Below are 22852 nucleotides of genomic sequence, written 5' to 3'. Positions count from 1 at the left end.
CCGGCAACTCGACCACCGTAGGGAGGCGAGATGGACTGTCGTGTTCGGGGAGTTGGACCTGGGGTGAACAAAGAGGCCGTACGAAGTGTCCGACTTACAAAAATTCATTAGCCGCTGTGAATTTTTGTAACGCTCGTTACTTGCTCCCTGGCCAGTTTTACAAAACTTTAGGTTGGATCGATCTCCTGTTGGAGGCACCGGCCGGATACGACCTGCCCGAGTGCGGAATTGCAGTAGGTCCACGGAGCGCGGTCCAGATACAAGCCAAACAAAACGTTCACATCGTCCCCCTGGACGTCTTGGACGACAGATCCTCGATCATACTTGCTCCTCCGGCGCGGATTCCGGCGCCATCTCCTTGCCGATTGAGGGCTCCTCGACGAATGAGCTCTCGCGGTCAAAGTGATACTGCCGCAGGACGTTGGACCGGGACGGGTGTTTGAGCTTCTTCATGGCCGTGACCTCGATCTGGCGTATGCGTTCGCGGGTCATGCCGTACAGTTTCCCAACCGCGTCCAAGGATTTCCCGTCACCGCCCGTCATGCCGAAGCGCAGCGTAATGACTCGTGCCTCCCGCTCCTCGAGCGTGCCGAGTACGGCATGCACCTGCTTCTTCAGCTGTTGATGGAAGAGCCGATCAGCCGCGTCGAGATCCGAGGGATCCAACAGCTGTTCGGCCAGCGCTTCGGTTCCGCCTTTGCCGTCGGGCACTTGACTGTCCAGCGAATAGATCGGCTTGTCCAGGGTCAGCAGATATTCAACCTTTCCGATCGAATTGTCCGTCAGCCGGCCAAGATCTTCCGTGCTGCAGACGGTCCCCGCCATTGCGGCCGTCCGTTGTGCTGACCGGAGACTCTGCACCTGCTCGACGACGTTTACCGGCAGCCGGATCAGACGGCCTTGATCAGCCAGCGCCCGGGTGATGCCATTCCGAATGCTCCACGTGGCGCAGGTGGAGAATTTGAAACCCTTGGTGAAGTCGAATTTGTAGACGGCCCTGTGCAGTCCCAGGTTCCCTTCCTGGATCAAGTCCAGGAAGTCGAGGCCCCTGTAGGTGTAGTGCTTGGCAATCGACACTACGAGCCGAAGATTGGCGTTGAGCAGCGCGTCGGCGGCACGCTCGCCCAGAAGGACGATGGTCCGAAGCTCACTTATGTCCCGTCCGGGCCGCGATGTTCCGTCCGCCAGGAGCTGTTCCGCGAAAAGTCCTGCCTCGATCTGCTGGGCCAGTTCCACTTCCTGCTCCGCAGTGAGCACGTCGTATTGGCGCAGCCGGCGCAGGTAGTCCGCGACGGGGTCGTCGGTGACCCGCTCGCTAGCTGCCAGTAATTCCGGCCAGCCGGCGTCCTCCAGCTCGAATGATCCAGGGACCGAGGCAGCTGCTGCAGGCCCGGAGACCGGCCAATTGATTGCCTCGTGGCTCAGGTCAGCCATTTCATCCTCCGTTGGACGGTTCAAGCTCGTGAAGGCAGACTACGTGGCCGGTGTGACAATATCCGCAATCCGGTTGGACCCGGACCTTAATGCCGCGCTCTCCAGGCGGGCGGAGCAAGAGCATTCAACGCTCAGCGACGTAGTCCGCCAAGCACTCCAGGCATGGCTCAAGTCCGGATAGGTCCCCGCCCAGATAGAGTCGCCCGCAGGGACTCCGAAACGACCCCGCCGGGCATATCAGCGAGCGTTTCCACTGACGCCGCCGCCCGTGTCCTGGTTGAGGTCAACCGGTTCCCTCCCGCCTTGAAAGCGGCGGTGGGCGTGCGTCAGCCGTCGAACAAACCCCGCACGTCCTCCGCTGACAGCGCCGAGGAAAACATCGCGTCGTCGTCCAGTACGGCGGTAAACAGCTTGGCCTTCTTTTCCTTGAGCGCCATGACTTTCTCCTCGATGGTGTCCCTGGCCACCAGCCGATAGACCATGACGTTTCGGGTCTGGCCGATCCTGTGGGTGCGGTCGACGGCCTGCGCCTCTGAAGCGGGATTCCACCACGGGTCCAAGAGGAATACGTAGTCCGCCTCGGTCAGGTTCAGTCCAAATCCGCCGGCTTTGAGGCTGATGAGGAACACCGGTGCGCTTCCGGACTTGAACTGCTCGATCACCTCGCCGCGCCGGCGGGTCTTGCCGTCCAGATAGGCGTACTGGATGCCTTCCGCGTCAAGCCGTGCCGCGGCCTTGCCCAGGAACCCGGTGAACTGGCTGAAGATCAGGGCGCGGTGTCCCTCGGCCACGATGTCGCCGAGCTGCTCCAACAGGGCGTCGAGCTTGCTGGACGGGACGGACGCGTATTTCTCGTCCACGAGGGACGCGTCCAGGCTGAGCCTCCGCAACGTCGTGAGGGACTTGAAGATCGCGAAGCGGTTCTTGTCCATGTCCTCCAGCAGTCCCAAGACCTTCTGCCGTTCGCGCTGTAAATGCCGCTGGTAGATGGTGCGGTGCCGGGGCGCCAGATCCAGCTCAAGCACCTGTTCCTGTTTGGCGGGCAGATCCTTGGCGACAACTTCCTTGGTGCGCCGCATCATCAGAGGCCGGATCCGCCGTCGTAATTGCGCCAGTTTCTCCGCGTCCCCCTCTTTCTCCACCGGCTTCTGGTAATAGTCGGCGAAATTCTTCGACGACGGGAACAACCCGGGAGCGGTGATCGCGAACATGGACCACAGCTCCATCAGGTTGTTCTCCATGGGCGTGCCCGTGATGGCGAGCTTGAACGGGGCCGGGAAGCGGCGGGCATTCTGGCTGGCCTTGGTGGCCGGATTCTTCACAAACTGTGCCTCGTCCAGCACCAGCCCGGCCCACTGCTGCGCGGCGTAGGACTCATAGTCGAGCCGGAAGAGCGTATACGAAACAACCACGACGTCGGACCCGGCGGTGAGTGCCGCCAGATCCGTCCCGCTGCGCTGCAGCGTGTCCGTGACGGCGGAGACGCGCAACCCGGGGGCGAAACGTGCGATTTCCGCGGCCCAGTTGGGCACCACGGACGTTGGGGCGACCACCAGGAAGGGGTGGCGCGCAGTTTCGTCCCGGTCCGGAGCACCGATGCCGTTCTTGGCGTGGCAGATCAGGGCGATGGCTTGCAGGGTTTTGCCCAGGCCCATGTCGTCCGCGAGCACGCCGCCCAGGCCCTGCTCCCACAGGAAGGCCAGCCAGTTGAAGCCGTCCTGCTGGTAGGGGCGCAGTGCTGCGTTGAGTCCGGCCGGCAGCGGCACGTCAAGAAGCTCCGTGAACCGCAGGAGTCCACCGACGCTCCGTCGCCAGGAATCGGCTTGTTTGGCCGTTGCAGCCAGTTCCTCGAGCTCGTCCCAGAGCCCGGCCTGGTACCGGCTGATCCGCAGGGGCCCTTCGTGGTCCTGCAGGGCCCTGGCTTCCTCGATCAGCAGGCGCAGCTGGAGGAACTCGGGCTGGGTCGAGCCGGAAGTAGTTGCCGTTGGAGAGCATCAGGTGTTCTTCGCCTGCCGCCAGGGCGCGAAAGAGCTGGTCGAAGGGGACATCTTCCCCGCTGAGGGTGACGGTGACGCCCAGATCAAACCAGTCGCCGTCGTCCGTTCCCTTGGTGCTGACGGCGATGAGCGGGCTGTCCGTCAGCTCGCTGTAGTCCGGCACCGGGCCCGTGGTGATTACCCGCAGGTGCTCGAGCTGTTCCAGCACGGGGAGTGCCTCGGCAGTGTACCGGGCGGCGGCGACGTTTCTGAGCACCGCCGGCACGGTGCTGCCCGGGTGGCCGGAGGGTTGGTCCGGGAACTGCTCCTGCCAGGCAGCCGGAAACGGGTCCAGGGCCCCGGCCACCCGGGCCAGGAGCTGCGCTTCGAACGCGCGGTCGCGGTAGCCGGTGCCGGCGTCGGGCAGCGGCTGGCGGGTGACGGTGCCCGCGGAAGCGTACTCCCAGTGCCATTGAAGCTGCAGCGCGCCGGGATCCTGCTGCGCTCCTGCGGCGGGGCGGCGCTGGGTCCGGTCGGACGGCGCCCGGTCTGCTGTGGCTTCATGCGGGACGTGGGCGGCTGTCAGCACCAGCTCTGGCGGCAGGATCTGTGGCAACTCCACGGAGGCGTCGCTGCAGATGACGTCGGCGGCCTGCGCCAGTTGCGGGAAGATGGCGCCCAGGAAGGAATCGCGGGCAGCGGCCGGAACCGCCAGTGCCGTGCGGTGGCGGATCAGCGGACGGATGGCGTCCGGAACGGGCGCTTGGCTCGGGGCCAGATGGAAATCACGGGGCGCCGTGGTGGTGCCCGGGCCTGTGGCGGGGTCCCACCAAAACAGCCCGTGGCCAGACTGGCCGATCACGCCCATCGCGGTGTGATCCGCGGAACTACCGCCGACTCCGACGTGCGGCGCCAGCCGCAGCCCGCCGTCGTGAGCGCGGATGTCCAGTGAAAGGGTGACCGGCTCGTGAATCACGACGGCGTCGCCGGACTTTGCGGCCACCAGCGCCACGCCGATTTCGCTTGCTTGGGCGAGGAGCTGCCAGAGCAGTGGGCTATCGAAGCGTTCCAGGGGCAGGTGCGTGTACGGCACCGGCGTGCCCTCGGCAGCGTAGAGCGTGGCAAAGGTGCGCATCCAACGAATCTGTTCCGGACTGAATTCCTCGAGTTGGTATCCGTAGTGCGAACGCCCGAAGGTATCCCAGCGCAGTTGGCCCACCACCCACTTGCCCTTGGCATTCTGCCTCACCGGCCTGGCGGTCAGGCTGATCGGCGGGGCGGACTGATTTTGCCACGGGTCACTGCGGCCACGCTGGTACCAGGCGGGCTGGCTGGAACTGGATTCGTGCAGTTCCAGCTGCACACCGAGCCTCAGTGTTGGCCGGCTGGGGCTTCGAATGGCCCGTCCGCCAGCGAAACCCGGGTACCGTGAAGCCGACTCCGGGTGAAGAAGGGAATGGATCTGCTCCTGCCAGGGAGCAGGAGGTGCCTGTTTCTGGACAGTTTTCTGAACAGCGGGTTTCTGAACAGGCTTCTGAACGGCGGGCGCGGGCTGCTTTCTTGGCGCGGCTTGCTTCGGCGCTGCCGGCTGCATCGGAGCGTGAGCGCTCGCCGGGGCCGGCGGAATGTCCAGGAGCGCCGGCTGCTCCACGATGGGCCCGCTACTGATGTCCAGGAGTAAAGCGGCGACATGCTTGCAGTTGGAGCGCATAGGGCAGGAGCAATCGCCCCATTCAAGAGCCAAACCGCTCTTTCCCCCTTTGAAGGAGACCTTGGTCCGGTAGGGGGCGCCGCGGTTGCCTTGGACCTTGGCCTTCAACTCCAGGGATTTGGGATACCACTCGACGCTTGAGACCGCGCCCTTGCGCGCGTAGGTGCGGCCGCGACTGAGGGAGGTTCTTCCCACTAGCGAAGCGATCACGGTGTCGGCGAGCTGGGGAGGCGGCGGTAAAGTCACGGCTTAACGGTACCGGTTGGCAGGCGAGCCGTACTTCGACTGCGTAGAGTCGCCAGCCCTGTAGCGCTCAGGCGGTGTGGCCGGGGGGCTGTTCCTGGGCGAGGGCCTTGACCCATTCAGGGGTCACCTTGCCCAGCCGGCGGTCCGTGACTTCCCGGAGTTGGGCCGCCGCGATCTGCATGGCGCGGTCATCTTCGTCGAAGACTTCTTCCGGTTCGACGTGTGAGGGCGCGGCGTGTGCGCCGTGCTTGACCGGGTGGGTTGCCGTGCTCATCGTGCTCCTCCTTCAGGTTCGCCGGGTTTGTGGTCGTCTCCATTGTCGCGCGGTGCGGGTTCGTCGTCCACCCCGGCGCCCGACTGCGTGGGGTGCGCTCCCGTGGAGACCTGTGGCGGTTGCGCTTCGGCCGTTGCGCGGGCCGTACGGGCTTGGGCCGCCTGGTCGAGAGGCCTCTCCGAGGCGGCTTCCAGGACGGCGAGCTCTCCGCGGCCGGCCAATTCGCTTTCACCCAGGACTTTGAGGACTTTCAGCCCTATGGTGCCGCGCTTCTTGTCCCCGGAGTAGACGGCGTCCAGGGCCCACTGGGTCCGCTTCCACCATTCGGCGCGGTTGTCCGCTTCAGCTTTCTGCTTCAGGGTCCGCCAGCCGATGACCCCAGCGACGACGGCACCGAGGAGCACCGCCAGCGGCCCCAGAGCGGCAAGAACCTGCCACCACTCGGCGGGGCCGGAGTGCACGAAGACCTCGATCGGTGTCGGAGGCGGAGTCGGTGGCATGCGACCAGCCTAAGCCGCAGCTCGGACGGTCACCGGCGCTCCGGCCAGCGCGGCGTGTTCCCTGTGCGCGCGGGCGATCTCGGCGGGATCTCTGTTTAGATTTCAACCATGAAATCTAAACAACGCGAGGGTTGGTGCTGGTTGGGGCCTCCACGATCCCGGGAGTAGTCCGACGCCGGCGGGCAGCGGCATTGCCTGCCCTCCCGAGGGAGAGATCGACGACACTTTTCACGGTCATCGGCAGTGGGTTCCTCCCAGGCGAATGTGTAGACAAGGCGCCACGGCGGGTCGATCTCCAGGAACTCGCCGGAGAGGTGGAATGGCTCGCCATCGGGCGGCTTCATGGCGAAGCGGTAGCTGCCGCCCACCACGAGGTTGAGTTCCGCCTCGGGGATGGTGAAGCCGTGCGGGCCCCACCATTTCACCAATTCGCTTGGCTCGGTCAACATCCTGAAAATGCGTTCACGGGGCGCATTGAGCGTGCATTCCAGGTTCAGGACCAGCCCGCCGGGCTGCTCGTTCATTCTCCAACTCTGGCACCCGGTGGACGCCAGAGGAAGTGGACCGGAGGGCAGCAGACTGGGCAGGGGAGTACGACGGCGGCGCCCGGCTTTGCGGCGCCCGGCCGCCTTAGGTGTACATGAGGGAGCCGGGCGTGGTGAGGAGCTCGCCGGTTTCCAGCCACGTCTTCAGGCCGGAGAGGATCATCGGCCAACCGCCGTAAAGCTGTTCGTTGGCGCCTTCGCGGAGCTGGTCGTGCGTGACGGTGAGGTGGCAGGAATCGTCGCCCACCGGCTCGATCTCCCACATGATCCGTGAGGTGCCTTCGGCCTTGACGTCCTCGCCCCACAGCGCCCGCATGGACTGGACGAGCTTCCGGGGCGGGTCCACCTCGATGTTCTCGCCCTCGCCCAGGAGATCCCCGCCGTTGGGCGCCATCTCGAACCGGCCGCCCGGCGTCCAGTCCGAGCTGATGTTCATCCCGAACTGGTACTTGCTGCGGATCTCGCTGTCCGTAATGGCTTCCCAGAGCCGTTCCGGGGTGGTCTTGATATAGATTTCGAAGATCTTTTCCATGGGACTTTCCAATCTGGTTTTGAGGTCGCTGAGGTCAGCGGCCCATGGTTCTGCATATTTGCTGACCCAGCGGTCGTGGACCAGCCGGATGGGCACCGGATTCAGGAAGTGGAGTTTCTCGCGGCCCCGACGGCGGGTCACCACCAAACCGGCTTCCTCCAGCAGCTTGAGGTGCTTCATGACGCCGTAGCGGGTCATATCGAAGCGTGCCTCGAGCGCGTGGAGAGTCTGCCCGTCTTCCCTGAAGAGTTCGTCAAGGAGATCACGGCGGGTGGGGTCGGCGAGGGCCTTGAATACGGCGTCCACAGCTCCAGAATAGGTGACCAATTGGTCACATGTCTAGGGCTTTTTCGGGCAGTAACTGGCGCCTCCGCCCAGCAGAACCGGAGAAGCGTCGCATTTCATTGATGTGCCGGGGCAGCGGTGCGAAAATGGTCGGAGCACCGTGAGTCCAACGCCCAAGATGGCGCCATTTGGGGATGACGCGTGACCTCCCGTGGAGGAATGAAAATGCTTCAGAGCCAGTGCCGGGGCCAGATGAACGTCGAAGCGGGAGGGCCGCGGCCATGACCGTTCAGCCCCCGAAAAAGCGCCGCCTCCGTTTCTCGGACGTCAATGTTGTCCACCATCCCACGCTGAGGAAGGCGCTGGGTGGCACCATCGTCGGCAACACCATGGAGTGGTACGACGTCGGTGTGTTCGGCTATTTGATCACCACCATGGGTCCGGTGTTCCTGCCCGAGGCCGACAAAGCGGTGCAGAACCTGTTCCTGCTGGGAACCTTCGGCGCCACGTTTATCGCCCGCCCCTTGGGCGGCATCTTCTTCGGCTGGCTGGGGGACAAGATTGGCCGCCAGAAGGTGCTGGCCATGACCCTGATGCTCATGGCGGCGGCGACCTTCGCCGTCGGACTGCTCCCGGGCTACGCCGTGCTGGGCATCTGGGCCGCGGTGCTGCTGGTGGTAACGAAGCTGGTCCAGGGCTTTTCCACCGGCGGCGAGTACGCCGGCGCTACCACGTTCGTTTGCGAGCATTCGCCGGATAGGCGCCGTGGCTTCTTCGCCAGCTTCCTCGACATGGGCAGCTACCTGGGATTCGCGATTGGCGCGGGTCTTGTCTCCGTGCTTCAGCTGACCATGGGCCAGGAGCAGATGGAGGCATGGGGCTGGCGCATCCCGTTCCTGATCGCCGGTCCGCTCGGCATCATCGCCATTTACTTCCGGATGAAGATCGAGGAATCACCGGTGTTCCAGGCAACCCTGGAAGCGGAAGAGGAATCGGCCCGGCACCCAGAGACAGGCGAGGTGCTCGGTGCCATGGGCCCGGTGGGGATCTTCAGGGCCCATTGGCGCAGGATCGTGCTCGCGATGATTCTCGTGGCGGCTGCCAACACGGTGGGCTACGCCCTCACGTCTTACATGCCCACGTACCTGACCAGCAACAAGGGATACGACGAGATCCACGGGACTCTCCTGACCATCCCGGTCCTGGTGATCATGTCCTTGTGCATCCCGCTGACCGGTCATCTCTCGGACCGGATCGGGCGGCGTCCCGTGCTGTGGATAGGTGCCGTCAGCACGGTGGTGCTGTCGTTCCCCGCCTTCCTTTTGATCTCCATCGGAACCGTCCCGGCCACGCTCACTGGCCTTGCCCTGATCGCCTTCCCGGTGACGTTCTACGTGGCCAATCTCGCGTCGGCGCTGCCGGCGCTGTTCCCAACGGCCCACCGCTACGGAGCCATGGGCATTGCCTACAACTTCGCCGTGGCAATCTTCGGCGGCACAACCCCCTTCATCATTGCCTCCCTCATTCAGGCGACAGGGAACGACATGATGCCCGCCTATTACCTGATGGCCACCTCGGCGATCGCCGCAGTCACCATCTACTTCCTGCCGGAATCCGCCCAGCGGCACCTGCCCGGGTCAATGCCCAGCGTGGACTCGGACGAAGCGGCCCGCGAACTGGTGGCGACGCAGGACGAGAACCCCCTGCTGGACATGGACACGCTGCCGTTCGACAGCAGCTATGAGGCCGCGAGGGCGGCGCATGTGGGGCGTGCAGGGTCGACGCCCGGTAGTTGAGCGCGCACAAGATGCGGCACGAAGCGGCGTCCGTCACCCTTGGCGTCAGCACTATTTCCGTAGCCATGAATCGGTTCCATGATGGCCCCATAAGCTTCGGGGACCCTCGCGCCGATGATGGCTGGCGGGGCGTAGCAGAGTCCCAGGTGGCCGCCCCGGTACTTGGCGGAACGGGCGGCCACGCGGCCACGGGACAAAAGACGTTCCGGAACCGCTACCGGGGGAGAGCATCGCCATCAACGAGAGAACAATGCACAAAGGAATTCATCATGCTCACGGATTCAGACATCATGGCTGTCCTTCCCGCGAAGGACATCAAGAGGGCGAAGGATTTCTACCGGGACAAGCTGGGGCTGGAACCTTCCGAGTCCGCGGAGGAGGACAGCCTGATGTACCGCGGCGGCCACGGAACGGGCTTCCTCGTTTATCAGACAGAGAATGCAGGGACGGCGAAGAACACCCAGATGGGCTGGACCACGGATAACCTCGAACGCGAAATGGAGGAGCTGCGGGGCCGCGGCGTCGTCTTTGAGGATTACGACCAGCCCGGGTTGAAGACGGAGAACGGCATTGCCACCGCGGAATGGGGGAAGTCCGCCTGGTTCCTGGACAGCGAGGGCAACATTCTCAACATCCTCCAGCGGGCGTAACCCGGAACAGACGCGGAGCAGTGCGGCGAGCACCACTAAAGCTGGGATGCGGCGTTCAGAAAGACAAAGCACGACGCCGGTGCTCGCCGCCCGCAGCCCCCTCACCGTTGTACAGTCCTTAAGTGGATGATGCCGGGGGGCTCTCAATACCGAAGTGCCACAGCGCAGCGTCTAGGTCCTCAGCGCGCCATCCTCGTGAGTCGGCAGCAGCGCGGATCACGGCCGACATGTTGGCGTAAGAGATGTCCTCGATACCGGCGGCCTCTGCCACTCTCCGTATCCGCACATCAGTAGTCACCCCCGTTGAGAGTCCACTGAGAATGTCGATGTAGTCCAGCGTCTTAGCCTGAATCCACCGGTCGGCTGTCGCTGATGGCCGGATTCTGATTCAGTCTTGTTTTCGGGCCGGGGGCAGGGTGGATGGCAGGACCTCGCTGTCCGGTGGTGTTCCACTGTTTCTTTCGGTTGCGCCGTATCGGCTGGATTGACAGGGTTCAGGCCGGTTTGGGCGGCGGGAAGATCGTGTCGAAGAGCTTTTCCCAACCGTCCTGCCACGGCCAGTTTTCGGGCAGATGCAGTCTGATACGCCGGGCCGAAGATGCGGTCCGGGCGGCGACGTTGATGATTTTGGTCCGGATCGTCACGGTGGTGGCTTTGGCGAAATGCCCTCCGGCGAGGGTGCCCGCGGCGCGGGTGAGGTTGAACGCCATGGCCGCGGCGGCGAGCCAGGCGGCGTTGGCGTTGAACTTTCCTGAGGGTAGGTGGGCCAGCGGACCGGCGCGCAGATCGGAATGGACCTGCTCGATCACCGCGTGGGCGCGGTGGGTCTTATCCGCCTTGACGGTGTCCAGGACGTCTGCGGCGACGGTGGTGAAGAACGCGTGAAACCGGTGGGTGTCGAACAGGGTTTCCTGACCCGTGACGGCCTTGGGGTTCAGTTCCGGAACCCTGCGGACCACCAGCCTGCCGGCAACGCGGTCTTCCTTTTTCTTGGAAATGAACGCGGTGAACCCGATTTCGGCGACCTCGGCATCGGAGATCCAGGTGTTGGATTCCTCGTCGAAGATCGCATTGGTGTATTTGATCTTCTCCCACGCGGAGTCCGGGATCTTCGCGATGGCTTTCTTCACGTGCGGGTCCATCCGGGCCGTGATCGAGACTTTCGCGCCGGCCCGTGCCGCGGCGGTGACAACCGCGTGGTTGTAGAACGCGCTGTCCGCGCGCAGCAGCACCATGCCGTCCGCGTCCGCCGAACGCAGCCGATTCACGGTGGCGAGGGTGTCGGCCACGAATTTGCCGGCCCCGCGCGCCGAACTGGTGGCGCCTTTGCGCAGCCGCGCCCCGGTGATGACCGGTGCGGCCTCGTTGGTGGTGACGGTCCCGATCAGCGCGTTCAGGCCCTTGACGCCGTTGTACCCGTAACCGGCGCCCTGCTTCTGATAGCCGTAGGTCGCCTTGACCGTGTCGTCGATATCGACCAGTGCCAGAGCGTCGATCCCGGCCGTGACCGGGGCGGCCCTGGCCAATGCGGGCAGCCAGCGGGAGGCGACCGCGTCGAGCTGGCGGACATGGCCGAAAGTGAACGTCCGCAGAAACGAGCCCAGCGTCGAAGGCGCGTAGGCGCCCTTGAACAGTTTCCCCATCCCACCGTGGCGCAGCAGTCCCATATCATCGATGGAATCGGCGCCGGCAACCATCCCGGCGACCAGGGCCGTGACCTTCAACCCCGCGTTGGCACCGAAATAGTCCGGCAGTTTCAGATGCTCATCGACCAGTTCCCCGAGCCCGGTTTTCCCGGCCAGACCCATGACCGGGACCAGCCCCGCGGCCGACACGAGATTCGGATCATCAAAAGCGCTGGAAATAGCCGACGGGGTATGGAAAAGTTGCATCTACGGAATGCTCCTCTGCAAGGCGAAAACGGAACTCTAGACAAGTCCTATTTTCCCTGATCAGAAGGGCATTTCCGGTTTAAAACGCCGGACCGGCCCAAACCCAACCGGTGGATTCAGGCTTAGGGCTCACATGGCGTACAGCTGCGAGGGCATCACGAAGAACCGGCCTTCTTGCTGGGTCGGTGAGTCTGGCTCGGAGTTCCTCTACAGTTTCGATGCCCTGATCCTCGAACACACAGGTTAAGTCGTCTATCTGAGCAAGGCGGCCCGGCGACGGCCAATCGATGACTTCCGAGAGGGTTCCCGTAGCAAGACGTTTCCGGAACCCACTTGTGGTTCTGGCGTCTGGCCATGCGACAAGAAGAGCGTCAACGCGCGGCTTCACGGTCGCCTGGTAATTTTGCCGTCGCTGCAAGGAGGCATCGACGATAATCGCTCCGATGGAAGCCCAACCACGGCTAACCTCAGTCGAGGCGTCGATGCCGTGGGAGTCCATGAAGGCTAGGAGTTTGGCGGTGTCGCCATCGATAGTCATAAGTGAATACTTGCACGTGAGATCCGCCGTCGTGCATCAGGCAGGCGCCGACGTGGCGCCGTCCGTCAGGCCCATGAACATCGTCCGGTGCAGGATGTCCACGTGCTTGCGCGAGACCTCCACGGCTTCCTGGCCATCGCCGGCACGCAGGGCAGCCACCAATGCGACGTGGTCGCAGTTTGATTTGTGCAGCAGCTCGATCGGGTAGGGGATGAAGTAGGCATAGAGCTCTGCCAGGGTCTCGTGGTAGGCCTCGACGGCGGTACCCAGCCCGGACGCGGTGCCCACCAGCTGATGGAACTGCTCGTCTGCCTGGTGGTAGTCGGACCAGTCCGTGGATTCGGCCATGGCGTGGGTCAGCCGGTCGAGCTCGTCCAGCTGTTCAGTCGTGGCGTTGAGCGCCGCGTAGTGCGTCACGGCGCATTCGAAGAGCAGCCTCCGGTCCACCAGCCGGTTCACGGCCCGGGATTCGGCTGGTGATGCCGAGAGTTCGGCCAGCACGCTCCGCGGGGGCTCGTCGGCCACGAACGTTCCGCCGCCCCTGCCGCGGCGGCGGACCACCACGCCCTGTTCCGCCAGGCTCGCCAGCGCGCGGCGGGCGGTGATCGGGCTGACCGACAGGCCCAGGGCCACGTCCTCCTGGTCGGGCAGGCGCTCGCCGGGTTTCAGCAGCCCCAGTGAAATTGCCATGCCGATCCGCAGCCGGACGGCGTCGATGGCGCTTCGGCGGTCGATTCCGGCCAGCCTGCCGGCGCCGATGGGCGAAGTGTCGGCGGTGTCCTCCAACTGACGGGTCATATCCGCTACTTTACGGCCCAATCCCACCTCTTCCCATAATTGGATCATTCTGATCTAATATAGTGCAGATCACATCCTCAACGTGGAGAACACCATGCAACGCACGCTTCCCCTCATCGCTGCCCAGGCCCGGCCCCGGCTCATCGGTGAACCCGTCTCGGCGTTCGCGGACGAGGTCACGGCCGCCCTCGCCGTCCAGCCCCACAGCAGGCTGGTGGTCTTTCCGGAGCTGCACCTGTTCGGGGATTCCCACCCCGACCAGCAGCGCACGGAAGTGCTCCAAGCCTCCGCCGAACCGCTGGACGGCCCCCGGGTCAAGGAGCTCCGGCAGCTCGCCCGGGACCTGGGCATCTGGCTGGTGCCGGGCAGCGTGTGCGAGCGCGGCCCGGAAGGGCAGCTGTTCAACACCCAGCTGGTCCTGTCCCCGGAGGGAGAGCTTGCCGGCTATTACCGGAAGGTTTTCCCCTGGCGCCCGTTCGAGCCCTACGACCCCGGCGACCGGTTCACCACCGTGGACCTGGCTGGCGTCGGAAGGGTGGGCCTGAACATCTGTTACGACGCCTGGTTCCCGGAGGTGTCACGCCAGCTCGCTTGGATGGGCGCCGAGGTCATCCTCAACGTCGTGAAAACCACGACGCCGGACCGCCGGCAGGAACTGGTGCTGGCAAAGGCGAACGCCATTGTGAACCAGGTCTTCGTGGTCAGCGTCAACTGCGCCGGCCCAACAGGCAAGGGCATGAGCCTCATCGTCGACCCGGAGGGAAACACCCTGGCCGAGGCCGCCGACGACGCTCCGGTGCTGCTCACGGCGGACCTGGACCTTGCCGCCGTCGAACACGTCCGTACCCACGGGACCGAGAACCTCAACCGCCCCTGGTCCCAGTTCCGCGACGGCGAGGCCGCCGTCGAACTGCCCGTTTATCAGGGCCGGATCAATCCGGTGACCTGGACGCCCCAGTCCTTCAATTCCTAAGGAAGCTTTCGTGACAACACAACCCACCCTGACCCGCACGCTGAAGCTGCCCTCGCTGGTGCTGTTCGGCCTGGCGTACCTGACCCCGCTGATCGTCCTGGCCATCTTCGGCCTCATCGCCGAAACCACGGGCGGGGCGACGCCGTCGGCCTACCTGGTGGCGATGGCGGCCATGCTGTTCACGGCCCACAGCTACGGCCGGATGGCCATCGCCTATCCCGTGGCCGGCTCCGCCTACACCTATGTGCGCCGGTCCATCGATCCCCGGGTGGGGTTCCTGGTGGGCTGGGCCATCCTGCTGGACTACCTCTTCCTGCCCATGGTGATCTGGCTTATCGGCGGCTCCTACCTGAGCGCGCAGTTTCCCGGCGTCCCCATCGGGCTCTGGATAGTGGGCTTCATCCTCATCACCACCGTCCTTAACATCCTCGGCATCAAGGTGGCGGACAAGGCCAACTACGTCCTGATGGCGTTCCAGCTGCTGGTGATCGTGTTCTTCGTGGCCCTGGCCATCGGCAACGTGGTGTCCACCTCCGGCGCAGCCGGCCTGGCCAGCACGCAGCCGTTCTTCAACGACACGTCCAGCTTCGCCACCATCTCGGCCGGTGCCGCCATCGCCGCCTACTCGTTCCTCGGTTTCGACGCCGTCACCACGCTCACCGAAGAGACCATCGAACCGCGCAAGAACATGCCCCGCGCCATCATGCTCATCGCGCTGATCGGCGGCGGCATCTTCGTGGCCGTGTCCTACGTGACCCAGCTGGTCCACCCCGGCGGGGTCTTCGAGGACTCGGCCTCCGCGGCCAGCTCCATTGCGCTGCAGATCGGTGGACAGCTGTTCGGGGCGGTCTTCCTCGCCGGGCTGGTGGTGGCGCAGTTCGCCTCCGGCCTCGCAGCGCAGGCCAGCGCCTCCCGACTGATGTACGCCATGGGCCGCGACTCCGTCCTGCCCAAGGCGGTCTTCGGCCGGCTGAGTGCGAAGTTCCACACTCCGGTCGTGAACCTCGTCATCACCGGCACCGTTGGGCTGATCGCGATCTTCCTGGACGTGGCCACGTCGACGTCGTTCATCAACTTCGGTGCCTTCACCGCCTTTACGCTGGTCAACGTTTCCGTGGTCTTCCACTACGTGCGCCAGCGCCGGGCCGGAAACCGCCTGAACACCGTCTCCTACGTGGCGGTCCCGGCCGTCGGAGCCATCGTCTGCGCATACCTGCTCTCCCAGCTGGACAGCAACGCCATTACGCTGGGAGTGTCGTGGCTTGCACTGGGCGTCATAGTTCTAGCGCTGATCACCCGCGGTTTCAAAGCGGCGCCGCCGGAAATGGCAGCCACGGAGAAGGCGACAGTCGAGGCGGCCGTCTAAGGCGGCCCGTTCTCCTGGAACTGAAGCCAACAAGCCGGAAGGAACAGATGTGAGGATAGCGCTCGGGCAGCTGGAGTCCGGCACAGACATCAAGGCCAATCTTGCCGCGATCGACCGCTTCACTGCGGCGGCTGCGCGCGACGGCGCCACGCTGGTTGCCTTCCCGGAGTACGCCACGTACGAAAAGAAAGTCGTGGACGCCTCCTTTCCCGAAGTCGCCGAGCCGCTGGACGGCCCCATCTGCCGGGAGCTCGCGTCCACCGCCGCCCGCCACGGCATAGCGCTGGTGGCGGGCGTCGTGGAAGCATCCGGCAAGCCGGATCAGGCCTACAACACCCTGGTGGCCTTCGGTCCGGACGGAAACCAACTCGCCGCGTACCGGAAGATCCACCTCTTCGACGCCCAGGGGTTCGGGGAATCGCGGTTCATCAAGCCAGGCCCTTCCACCAGCCCGGTGGTGTTCGAGTCGGGAGGAGCGCGGTTCGGCCTCATGACCTGCTATGACCTGCGGTTCCCGGAACTGGCCAGGTCGCTGGCCGACGCCGGCGCCCAGGTGCTTCTGGTTTGCTCGTCGTGGGTGCCGGGCACCCACAAGACCGAGCAATGGCTGGCGTTGAATACTGCGCGCGCCATCGAGAACAGTGTGTATGTGGCAGGGGTGTGCCAGGCGCCCCCGGTCTCCGTGGGACGCAGCATTCTGGTCGATCCCATGGGGTTCATTGAAGCTGACCTTGGCCTCGAACCCGGCGTCCGGGCCGTGGACATCTCGCTCGAAACGGTGGCCCGGGTACGGGAGGCCTTCCCGATGTTCCGGCAGCGGCGGCTGCCTTAGCCGTGGCAAACGCCGGTGGCGGCCATTGAGTGGCCGCCCCCGCCGTTGTCGTGCTTCTAGGCCTTCGGTGAGTAGGCCTTGGGCAGCTTCATCCCGCGCTCTTCCAGAACGGTGCGCAGGCGGGTGGGGTAGTCGCTGATGATGCCGTCAACGCCGAGGTCCATCAGCCGCTTCATGTCCGCTGTGGTGTTGACGGTCCAGGGGATGACCGGCAGGCCGAGTTCGTGGGCTTCGGTGATCATTGCCGGGGTGACGGAGGAGAAGGCGGGCGAGATGATGTCGTAGCCCTGGGCGGCGGCTGCCTTGGCAAGGGATCCGCCGTAGGTGTCGATGTCGATGCCGCCGAGGTTGGGGCTGGCGCCGGGCTTGCCGACCTCGAGCCAGGCGTCGCCGCTGGACAGGGCGACGAGCGGGAGCTCCGGGGCGATCTTCTTGGTGAGGTTCAGTGAGGACCAGTCGAAGGACTGCACGGTGCTGCGCTCGGCCGTGCCGGCGGTGTGGATCTCCTCGACCACGGCCTTGGTCAGCGCCACCATGCCCTCGCCGCCGGACTTCCCGTCCTCCACCTTGGTCTCGATGTTGAAGCGGACTTCTTGGCGTCGGCGTCGCGCACCAGCCCGAAGACGTCCTTGAGCTCGGCGATCCGGTTGCCCTCGATCACGTCCTGTTCCGGGTACCCGTTCGGCTGGGTGAATCCGCAGTCCAGGGTTTTGATCTGCGCGAGCGACAGCTCGGCGACCCGGTCCCCAACATATGGGAATTGCGGGTCGCCGGGAGTCGCCGCTGCGGTGTCCTGGCATTTGTCCGCCTGGATGGTGTCGTCATGCCAGACGATGACCTTGCCATCGGTAGTCAGGTGGGTGTCCAGCTCCAGGGTGGTCACGCCGAGTGTCAGCGAGTTGGCGAATGCGGCCAGGGATTCCTCGGTCCACTCGCCGCGGCCCCCGCGGTGGGCCTGCAGGTCAAAGGAGCCGTTGCTCTCGTTGGTTTTGATGCGGGCCGTTGCGGTTGCGGCAGCCGTTGCGGAAGCGTTCGACGACGGCGCGGTGCCGGCTTCGGGGGTGGACGCGGCGACGGCGGGGCTCGCCAGCGAAGCGATGAGCGCGGCGGCAGCCGCGGCAGTCAGGGGTGTGCGCATGGGAATGGTTCCTCCTGGATGACGGTTACCGGCGCTGCGCCGGCGACTCGACCACCGTAGGGAGGCGAGAGGACTGGGGAGTTCGGGGAGCTGGACCTCGGGTGAAACACTTCATCGGCGCGCGGCCGCGCGGTTTCAAGTGCGACTGCCCAATACCGCCTGCAATTTCTCGAACGACTCGGTCCATCCATTGCGGTGCAGGGTCAGCCGCTCGTCCGTCAGGAACGGTCCCTGCGAGAGAACCAGGCGCGCGGCTTCGCCGGTACTCCCGAGTGACAGGTCCACGACGGTTTCCCGGTCGTCTGGTGTCGGTTCCTCCCAACGGAAGGTGTACACCAGGCGCCATGGAGGATCGATCTCCAGGAACTCGCCTGATAGGTGGAACGGCTCGCCGTCCGGTGGCGTCATGCGGAAGCGGTAGCGGCCGCCTTCCGTGAGGTTCAATTCAGCTGCAGGGATGGTGAAGCCGTGCGGACCCCACCACTTCACCAGTTCGGTCGATTCCGTCAGCATCCTGAAAACTTCTTCCGGGGGAGCATCGAGCGTGCATTCCAGGCTCAGGACCAGCCCGCCTGTTTCCTCATTCCCGGTTGCCTCGTTCATGACTTAACTCTGGCATCGCGCGGACGCTGACGGAAGGGGATCGGGCTGGCAGCCGTCTGTCAGTTCGCAAGCCTTAGCAGCTTGCCTTCCGTCACGGCCTGGCGGGACAGCGTTTTTGTAGCCCTCCTGCTCGAACAGCACCGTGATCACGTCCCCTCATGCCTCATGCCTCACCAGGGGGTCCTTCATGCGCAGGCGCTGTTGAATTTCGTCGCGCACCGGTGGAGAAGCGGTGGCGGTGAGGCCTACGACGTCCAGGGCCGCGAGTCGTTCGACGGTTTCGGCCTTGGCGAGCTGTTCGGGGGCGAGGAAGATAAAGACGGCGTCGCCGTGTTCGGCGGCGGCCCAGGACTCGTCCACCTCGGAATCGCTGTGGCCGGAGTTGATGGCGACGGCGGCCTGCCCGCCCAGCGTCTCCAGCAGTCTGTCCAGCTGGTCCTCCTGCAGGGCGATCAGCGGGGAAACCACGACGGCGGGACCGCGCCGTGCGCTGCCCGGCTGGCTGGGGTTTCCGCCCGCTTTCTGCTGGCTATGCTTCCCGTGCAGCTGCAGCGCCGCCACCTGGCAAATGGCCGACGTGCCGTAGCCGGTGGGCATCACGGCGAGGACGTCCCCGGCCGGTGACGAGGTCCTCCATCCCGGCGAGCTGACCGGCGCGGAGATGGGGGAGTCCGAAGATGCCGGCCGCTAGCTGGCGGAGGCCGGCGTCGGGATCAGGAGTGATGCCGGATTCAGCGGTGTCGGTGGCGACTGCGGGGGAAAATGCCTCGGTCATGATGGCAGCTCCGTAGGGTGCGATCCAATGGCCGGGTGGCTTCAGCCGAGGGTCCCAGCATAACGCTTGGCGTTGCTACTGAGAGATGGTTCCGGCCTCTGTCAGGCGCACCCTGGAGAGCAGCCAATCTGTCCAGGGGGCCGGCTAGGCAATGGCCCGCCAGAAGCAGTGCCAGCGAGACGGTCCAGCTGTAGCGCTGAAGCCAGTCCTCCTGAGTTACTGCCGGCGCCGGCCGCTGATCGTCCCTTCACGGTATGGCCCGGCCAAGGAGGTGTCCGCGTGCGTTATGCCGCCAGCCCGCTCTGGACCTCCGCTTCGTCCTGCGGAGCCCGAGTGGCAGCCAGCCGCTTCGCCAAGTACTTGGCGTCCCGGCACACGCCGGGGAGGGTTTCGGATGCTGCCGAGAAGATGAAATCCTTCCCCAGCAGGTACAGGCCCGGCAGTGCATCCACGATCCCGCGGTGCTGCTGCTCCCGCCAGTTCGCGGGCAGCGCCGAGATGTCCAGCCATGGGTAGGCCTCGGTGAAGCCGGTGCACCAGATGACGTTTGCCACCGGAAGGCTCTGACCGTCGTCGAGTTTTACTTCGCCGTCCTGGACTCCGGTGACCCGCGGCACCAGGTGGACGCCGGCGGCGCCGAGGTCCGAGAGCTTGGTGCGGATCAATGGCGTAGCCATGGCAGCAATCTTGGGCAGCACCTTGCGCCCGACCGGCGTGTTGGTGTTCAGCACGTGCATCCCGGCGAAGCGGACCACCGGGAGGAAGAAGCGGGCCGCGGTCCGGCCGTGCCGGAACGGGATCTCGGCACTCGGCTTGCCGGCCAGCCAGGTTTCATGCGTGCGGCTGGTCTCCAGGGCGATCTCCGCCCCGGAGTTGCCCACCCCCACCACCAGGACGGGACCGGGCTTGAGCTGGGCAGGGTTCTTGTAGTTGTGGGAGTGGAGCTGCACGACGTCGGACGGCAGTTCCGCCGCAAAGCCCGGCGTCTTGGGCAGCTGGCAGGCACCGGTGGCGAGGACGACGTTGGCCGCCGTCCAGCGCTGCGTCCCGGCCGTAACATGGAACCGCTGCCCGTCGTGGCTCAGCCGGGTGACGGCCGTGTTGGGCCGAACCGGCAGGTGAAACCGGGAGGCGTAGTCCTCCAGATAGTCCGCCTGCTCGTCCTTGGCGGGGAAGGCGAGGGGGTCGCCTGGGAAGGGCCGGCCGGGAAGGCCGTTGTACTTGGCGGGGGTGAACAGGCGCAGCGAGTCCCAGCGGCTCCGCCACGCGTCGCCAACCCGTGTGCCGGCGTCAAGAATGACAAAGTTCCGGTGCTGCTGCGCCAGGTAGTAGCCCAGCGCCAGGCCGGACTGTCCGGCTCCGATGATGACCGTGTCGACGGCGGCAATACCGACGACGACGCCGGTGTCAGTTGCTGGGGTGGTGTTCATGGTGGTGCCTCCTTGGTGTTGCATGTGCAATGGGGTGGTTATGAACGCTGTGCCTGCTGTGGCGCCGGGTGGCCCGCGGGTCCGGACCGGAAGCGTACGTACCAGACGAGCAGCAGCGCGGATGCGACGACGTAGAAGGAGTGCAACAGCCAGATCGGCCCCGGCGGGAGGCTGAACACGTAAACGGAGTGCACTGCGTTGGCGACGTTGCTCAGCGCGAGGTAGCCGAGGCTGTAGGAGTCAAGATCCCTCGTGCGTAGGGCCTTGAGCAGCATGGGCAAGTAGCTCACCGCGAAGAGGCCGGTGGACACCATTCCTGCGAGCAATGAAACGTTCATGCCATTAACGCTATTTTCCGTCGCGTCGCGGCGAATCGGGCGAATCACCCATTTCCCATGTGACGGGGAGGAATCCGGCGGGCGGGGAGTGGGTGATTTTATGCAGGGAGGGAGGTCAGGCGAGTCCGTGCTGGTAGGCGTAGGCCGTGACCGCGGTTCGGGAGGTCAGGCCCAACTTGGTGAAGATATTGCTCAGGTGCCGGGCCACCGTTTTTTCGCTGATGAACAGCTCGGCAGCGATGTTTCGGTTGGTTAGTCCGGCGGAGACGAGCTGGACCACCTCGGTTTCGCGGGCGGTGAGCGGCCCGGCGTCGGCGGCGTGATGAGCGCCGTTCTCGGTGGTTGGCGCCGGGGCTGTCCGGGCGTCCGGCGCTACGGGCACCGATCGCTCAAGCCCCGGTTGCTCAAGCCGCGCCAGCGCCGGCGCGGCGCCCAGTTCGGCAAATACCGCCCGGGCCGCCTCACGCTCCAGCCTGGCGGATTCCTCATCGCCGAGCGCGGTCCACAGCCTGGCCAGGAGGGCACGGCAGCGGGCCGCTTCGAACGGTGCGTCGAGGCTGAGCCAGCGGGACCACGCGCGGCGAAGCGGGACCAGGGCAGCCCCGGGGTCGCCTGTGTGGAACAGGATAGCGGCTTGGGACTGCTCGGCGAGCGCGTGCAGCATGGGCATGTCGATCGAGGCGCACAGCGAGGTCAGCTCCTCCACGGCGGCCCGTGCTGCCAGTGCGTCGCCTGCTGCCAATTCGATCTCCACCCGGGCGGCGAGCATCCGGCGCCGGTAGGCGGGGTCGGCGCCGTCCATGGCCTGCCGGAGCAGGGACTGGGCCTGGTCCAGCTTGCCTTGGGCCAGGCGTAGGAGCGCCAGCCCGGGTTGCGGCGGGAAACCCGTCTCCTGAGCGTGCAGGTAGGAGGCCTCGGCGGCGTCGAAGTCGCCCCGGAGCCGGTGGATTTCGCCCTGTTCGTAGAAGCCGCCGTAGGTGGCCATACGGTCGCCGCGGTAGGCGAGGTCCTGCGCCGTTTTGGCCGCGTCGATCGCCTCGGTCCAGGCGCCGTGCAGCCGGTACAGCTCGGCCCGGTGCATCTGGCACTGGCCGCTGAAGGCCACTAGTGTTCCGTGTTAATGGTTTGTTTGCGTTTCATCTTGCCCAGGAGATACTCCGCTGATTTGGTCCAGGTGAATGGTTTGGCGTCCTGGTTGTAGTTCTCGATGTAGCGTTCCAGGGTTTCTTCCAGCTCTTTCACGGAGCTGAATGCCCCGCGTTTGAGGCACTGGCGGGTGATGATCCCGAAGAAGATCTCCACCATGTTCAGCCAGGAACAGCTGGTCGGGGTGAAATGCAGGGTGACCCGCGGGTTGTTGGCCAGCCAGTCCTTGACGTTCTGGTGCTTATGGGTCGCGTAGTTGTCGCAGATGACATGCAGCTCAACCCCGGGGTGGGCGTCGGTTACCCGGCCCAGGAAATCGACGAACTCGATGTTGGTGTGCTTTGGGTAGAAGGCGTTCGCGGTGAGTTTGCCGGTGAGGACCTCCAGTGCGGCGAACAAGGTGGTGGTGCCGTTGCGCTTGTAGTCGTGGGTCTGCTGCAGCGGGTGCGTCGGGGACAACGGCTGGTCCGGGCCGGTGCGGGACAGGGCCTGGATTTGGGTTTTCTCATCGATGCTCACCACCACCGCGTTTTCCGGCGGGGACATGTACAGGCCCACCACGTCCCGGAGCTTGAACTCCAGGGCGGGGTCGGTGGAGAACTTGAACGTCTCGATCCGGTGCGGCTGGATTTTCCAACGGCGCCAGATGCGGGCCACAGAGGAAAAGGAGACTCCGTGGCGTTCGGCCATGATGCGGGCGGACCAGTGCGAGATCCCCAGCTCGGCCGGCGGCTTCCCGTCGTTGGTCAGGGTGTCCGCGATCAGTGCGAGCTCGTCGATTTCCCGCTCCCGACCCGGACGCTGGACATCGGACAGGGCCTCGATCCCGCCCTCGGCATAGCGGTTGCGCCACTTCAAAACAGTGGGTGCCGAAAACCCCGTGATCTTCTCGATCTGGATATTCGGCAGCCCGTCGGCAGCCAACAAGACCGTGCGCGCCCGCAGGGCCACTGTCGCGGTGGATGCTTTCCCACGAGTCAGCGCCTCCAGAGCTCCCCGGTCCCCGTCACGCAACTCCAATGCCCTTGCCAGATAAACCATGGATCAAGTCTGACAAACACTCAAACCAAAAGG

General features: G+C 65.1%; 23 protein-coding genes and 2 pseudogenes. 6 read left to right on the top strand and 19 right to left on the bottom strand.

Annotated features, from left to right (window positions below):
- Window positions 1–318 precede the first annotated feature (318 nt).
- Window positions 319–1434 carry a sigma-70 family RNA polymerase sigma factor gene (locus ACVWZ8_RS03095; RefSeq protein WP_456503760.1) on the bottom strand — a complete coding sequence of 372 codons (1116 nt, stop codon included), beginning with the start codon at window positions 1432–1434 and terminating at the stop codon, window positions 319–321.
- A 28-nt stretch (window positions 1435–1462) separates the two neighbouring features.
- On the opposite strand from ACVWZ8_RS03095, the gene ACVWZ8_RS03090 reads away from it, so the two are divergent.
- On the top strand, window positions 1463–1615 hold the full coding sequence (locus ACVWZ8_RS03090; protein WP_456503759.1) for a ribbon-helix-helix protein, CopG family: 153 nt from the start codon (window positions 1463–1465) through the stop codon (window positions 1613–1615).
- Window positions 1616–1760: 145 nt separating this feature from the next.
- Here the strand turns inward: ACVWZ8_RS03090 and ACVWZ8_RS03085 are convergent, their stop codons facing one another.
- From ACVWZ8_RS03085 to ACVWZ8_RS03055, 7 genes and pseudogenes are all read right to left on the bottom strand, one after another.
- Window positions 1761–3200, bottom strand: a complete 1440-nt coding sequence (locus ACVWZ8_RS03085) for a DEAD/DEAH box helicase (protein WP_456503758.1) — start codon at window positions 3198–3200, stop codon at window positions 1761–1763.
- Between the two features lies 1 nt (window position 3201).
- A complete protein-coding gene (locus ACVWZ8_RS03080) occupies window positions 3202–4773 on the bottom strand; it encodes a hypothetical protein (protein ID WP_456506003.1) in 1572 nt (523 codons plus the stop codon).
- Between the two features lie 306 nt (window positions 4774–5079).
- Window positions 5080–5316 (bottom strand): annotated as a pseudogene (locus ACVWZ8_RS03075) (SWIM zinc finger family protein); the annotation flags it as partial.
- Window positions 5317–5434: 118 nt separating this feature from the next.
- Window positions 5435–5641, bottom strand: coding sequence for a hypothetical protein (locus tag ACVWZ8_RS03070; protein ID WP_456503757.1), 207 nt, complete (start codon window positions 5639–5641; stop codon window positions 5435–5437).
- Window positions 5638–6141, bottom strand: coding sequence for a hypothetical protein (locus tag ACVWZ8_RS03065; protein ID WP_456503756.1), 504 nt, complete (start codon window positions 6139–6141; stop codon window positions 5638–5640). The genes ACVWZ8_RS03070 and ACVWZ8_RS03065 overlap by 4 nt, the downstream gene beginning before the upstream one ends.
- A gap of 95 nt (window positions 6142–6236) precedes the next feature.
- The gene (locus tag ACVWZ8_RS03060) at window positions 6237–6665 is read right to left on the bottom strand and encodes an SRPBCC family protein (RefSeq protein ID WP_456503755.1); all 429 of its coding nucleotides are present in this window, start codon (window positions 6663–6665) and stop codon (window positions 6237–6239) included.
- 106 nt (window positions 6666–6771) lie between these two features.
- Entirely contained in the window at window positions 6772–7524 is a 753-nt protein-coding gene (locus ACVWZ8_RS03055) for an ArsR/SmtB family transcription factor (protein ID WP_456503754.1), read from the bottom strand.
- Between the two features lie 260 nt (window positions 7525–7784).
- Here ACVWZ8_RS03055 and ACVWZ8_RS03050 point away from each other — a divergent pair, with 260 nt between their 5' ends.
- Window positions 7785–9299, top strand: coding sequence for an MFS transporter (locus tag ACVWZ8_RS03050; RefSeq protein WP_426976333.1), 1515 nt, complete (start codon window positions 7785–7787; stop codon window positions 9297–9299).
- Window positions 9300–9568: 269 nt separating this feature from the next.
- A complete protein-coding gene (locus tag ACVWZ8_RS03045; protein ID WP_426976334.1) occupies window positions 9569–9949 on the top strand; it encodes a VOC family protein in 381 nt (126 codons plus the stop codon).
- Between the two features lie 494 nt (window positions 9950–10443).
- Here ACVWZ8_RS03045 and ACVWZ8_RS03040 read toward each other — a convergent pair whose 3' ends face one another.
- The 3 genes from ACVWZ8_RS03040 to ACVWZ8_RS03030 form a co-directional block, all read right to left on the bottom strand.
- Entirely contained in the window at window positions 10444–11841 is a 1398-nt protein-coding gene (locus ACVWZ8_RS03040; protein WP_456503753.1) for an IS1380 family transposase, read from the bottom strand.
- A gap of 79 nt (window positions 11842–11920) precedes the next feature.
- Window positions 11921–12379 carry a hypothetical protein gene (locus ACVWZ8_RS03035; protein ID WP_456503752.1) on the bottom strand — a complete coding sequence of 153 codons (459 nt, stop codon included), beginning with the start codon at window positions 12377–12379 and terminating at the stop codon, window positions 11921–11923.
- 36 nt (window positions 12380–12415) lie between these two features.
- Window positions 12416–13177, bottom strand: coding sequence for a FadR/GntR family transcriptional regulator (locus ACVWZ8_RS03030; protein WP_426976336.1), 762 nt, complete (start codon window positions 13175–13177; stop codon window positions 12416–12418).
- Between the two features lie 94 nt (window positions 13178–13271).
- Between ACVWZ8_RS03030 and ACVWZ8_RS03025 the strand changes: the two genes are divergently transcribed.
- From ACVWZ8_RS03025 to ACVWZ8_RS03015, 3 genes are read left to right on the top strand one after another with little or no spacing between them, the layout of a single operon-like run.
- Window positions 13272–14150, top strand: a complete 879-nt coding sequence (locus ACVWZ8_RS03025; RefSeq protein WP_456503751.1) for a carbon-nitrogen hydrolase family protein — start codon at window positions 13272–13274, stop codon at window positions 14148–14150.
- Window positions 14151–14160: 10 nt separating this feature from the next.
- On the top strand, window positions 14161–15516 hold the full coding sequence (locus tag ACVWZ8_RS03020) for an APC family permease (RefSeq protein ID WP_456503750.1): 1356 nt from the start codon (window positions 14161–14163) through the stop codon (window positions 15514–15516).
- Window positions 15517–15565: 49 nt separating this feature from the next.
- On the top strand, window positions 15566–16348 hold the full coding sequence (locus ACVWZ8_RS03015) for a carbon-nitrogen hydrolase family protein (protein ID WP_456503749.1): 783 nt from the start codon (window positions 15566–15568) through the stop codon (window positions 16346–16348).
- Window positions 16349–16404: 56 nt separating this feature from the next.
- Here the strand turns inward: ACVWZ8_RS03015 and ACVWZ8_RS03010 are convergent, their stop codons facing one another.
- From ACVWZ8_RS03010 to ACVWZ8_RS02975, 8 genes and pseudogenes are all read right to left on the bottom strand, one after another.
- A complete protein-coding gene (locus ACVWZ8_RS03010; RefSeq protein ID WP_456503748.1) occupies window positions 16405–16914 on the bottom strand; it encodes a glycerophosphodiester phosphodiesterase family protein in 510 nt (169 codons plus the stop codon).
- Entirely contained in the window at window positions 16872–17486 is a 615-nt protein-coding gene (locus tag ACVWZ8_RS03005; RefSeq protein WP_456503747.1) for a glycerophosphodiester phosphodiesterase family protein, read from the bottom strand. The genes ACVWZ8_RS03010 and ACVWZ8_RS03005 overlap by 43 nt, the downstream gene beginning before the upstream one ends.
- A gap of 135 nt (window positions 17487–17621) precedes the next feature.
- Window positions 17622–18089 (bottom strand): SRPBCC family protein, encoded by a 468-nt coding sequence (locus ACVWZ8_RS03000; protein ID WP_456503746.1) that lies wholly within the window; start codon window positions 18087–18089, stop codon window positions 17622–17624.
- 171 nt (window positions 18090–18260) lie between these two features.
- Window positions 18261–18864 (bottom strand): annotated as a pseudogene (locus tag ACVWZ8_RS02995) (DEAD/DEAH box helicase); the annotation flags it as partial.
- A gap of 284 nt (window positions 18865–19148) precedes the next feature.
- On the bottom strand, window positions 19149–20294 hold the full coding sequence (locus tag ACVWZ8_RS02990) for a flavin-containing monooxygenase (RefSeq protein ID WP_456503745.1): 1146 nt from the start codon (window positions 20292–20294) through the stop codon (window positions 19149–19151).
- Window positions 20295–20332: 38 nt separating this feature from the next.
- Entirely contained in the window at window positions 20333–20632 is a 300-nt protein-coding gene (locus ACVWZ8_RS02985; protein ID WP_456503744.1) for a hypothetical protein, read from the bottom strand.
- A gap of 115 nt (window positions 20633–20747) precedes the next feature.
- Window positions 20748–21737, bottom strand: a complete 990-nt coding sequence (locus ACVWZ8_RS02980; RefSeq protein WP_456503743.1) for a LuxR C-terminal-related transcriptional regulator — start codon at window positions 21735–21737, stop codon at window positions 20748–20750.
- Window positions 21737–22819, bottom strand: a complete 1083-nt coding sequence (locus ACVWZ8_RS02975; RefSeq protein WP_456503742.1) for an IS630 family transposase — start codon at window positions 22817–22819, stop codon at window positions 21737–21739. Before ACVWZ8_RS02975 ends, ACVWZ8_RS02980 begins: the two co-directional genes overlap by 1 nt.
- Between the last annotated feature and the right edge of the window lie 33 nt (window positions 22820–22852).

The sequence above is a fragment of the Arthrobacter sp. UYCu723 genome (genome assembly GCF_054059215.1).
The sequence above is the reverse complement of the archived record's forward strand: the minus strand, read 5'-3'. Positions and strand labels throughout refer to the sequence as shown.

Bases quoted from the DNA above. Each gene is read 5' to 3' on its own strand.
- ACVWZ8_RS03095 (WP_456503760.1), bottom strand. From the start codon at position 1,434: ATGGCTGACCTGAGCCACGAGGCAATCAATTGGCCGGTCTCCGGGCCT.
- ACVWZ8_RS03070 (WP_456503757.1), bottom strand. From the start codon at position 5,641: ATGAGCACGGCAACCCACCCGGTCAAGCACGGCGCACACGCCGCGCCC.
- ACVWZ8_RS03065 (WP_456503756.1), bottom strand. From the start codon at position 6,141: ATGCCACCGACTCCGCCTCCGACACCGATCGAGGTCTTCGTGCACTCC.
- ACVWZ8_RS03060 (WP_456503755.1), bottom strand. From the start codon at position 6,665: ATGAACGAGCAGCCCGGCGGGCTGGTCCTGAACCTGGAATGCACGCTC.
- ACVWZ8_RS03050 (WP_426976333.1), top strand. From the start codon at position 7,785: ATGACCGTTCAGCCCCCGAAAAAGCGCCGCCTCCGTTTCTCGGACGTC.
- ACVWZ8_RS03045 (WP_426976334.1), top strand. From the start codon at position 9,569: ATGCTCACGGATTCAGACATCATGGCTGTCCTTCCCGCGAAGGACATC.
- ACVWZ8_RS03040 (WP_456503753.1), bottom strand. From the start codon at position 11,841: ATGCAACTTTTCCATACCCCGTCGGCTATTTCCAGCGCTTTTGATGAT.
- ACVWZ8_RS03035 (WP_456503752.1), bottom strand. From the start codon at position 12,379: ATGACTATCGATGGCGACACCGCCAAACTCCTAGCCTTCATGGACTCC.
- ACVWZ8_RS03030 (WP_426976336.1), bottom strand. From the start codon at position 13,177: ATGACCCGTCAGTTGGAGGACACCGCCGACACTTCGCCCATCGGCGCC.
- ACVWZ8_RS03025 (WP_456503751.1), top strand. From the start codon at position 13,272: ATGCAACGCACGCTTCCCCTCATCGCTGCCCAGGCCCGGCCCCGGCTC.
- ACVWZ8_RS03005 (WP_456503747.1), bottom strand. From the start codon at position 17,486: ATGCGCACACCCCTGACTGCCGCGGCTGCCGCCGCGCTCATCGCTTCG.
- ACVWZ8_RS03000 (WP_456503746.1), bottom strand. From the start codon at position 18,089: ATGAACGAGGCAACCGGGAATGAGGAAACAGGCGGGCTGGTCCTGAGC.
- ACVWZ8_RS02990 (WP_456503745.1), bottom strand. From the start codon at position 20,294: ATGAACACCACCCCAGCAACTGACACCGGCGTCGTCGTCGGTATTGCC.
- ACVWZ8_RS02985 (WP_456503744.1), bottom strand. From the start codon at position 20,632: ATGAACGTTTCATTGCTCGCAGGAATGGTGTCCACCGGCCTCTTCGCG.
- ACVWZ8_RS02975 (WP_456503742.1), bottom strand. From the start codon at position 22,819: ATGGTTTATCTGGCAAGGGCATTGGAGTTGCGTGACGGGGACCGGGGA.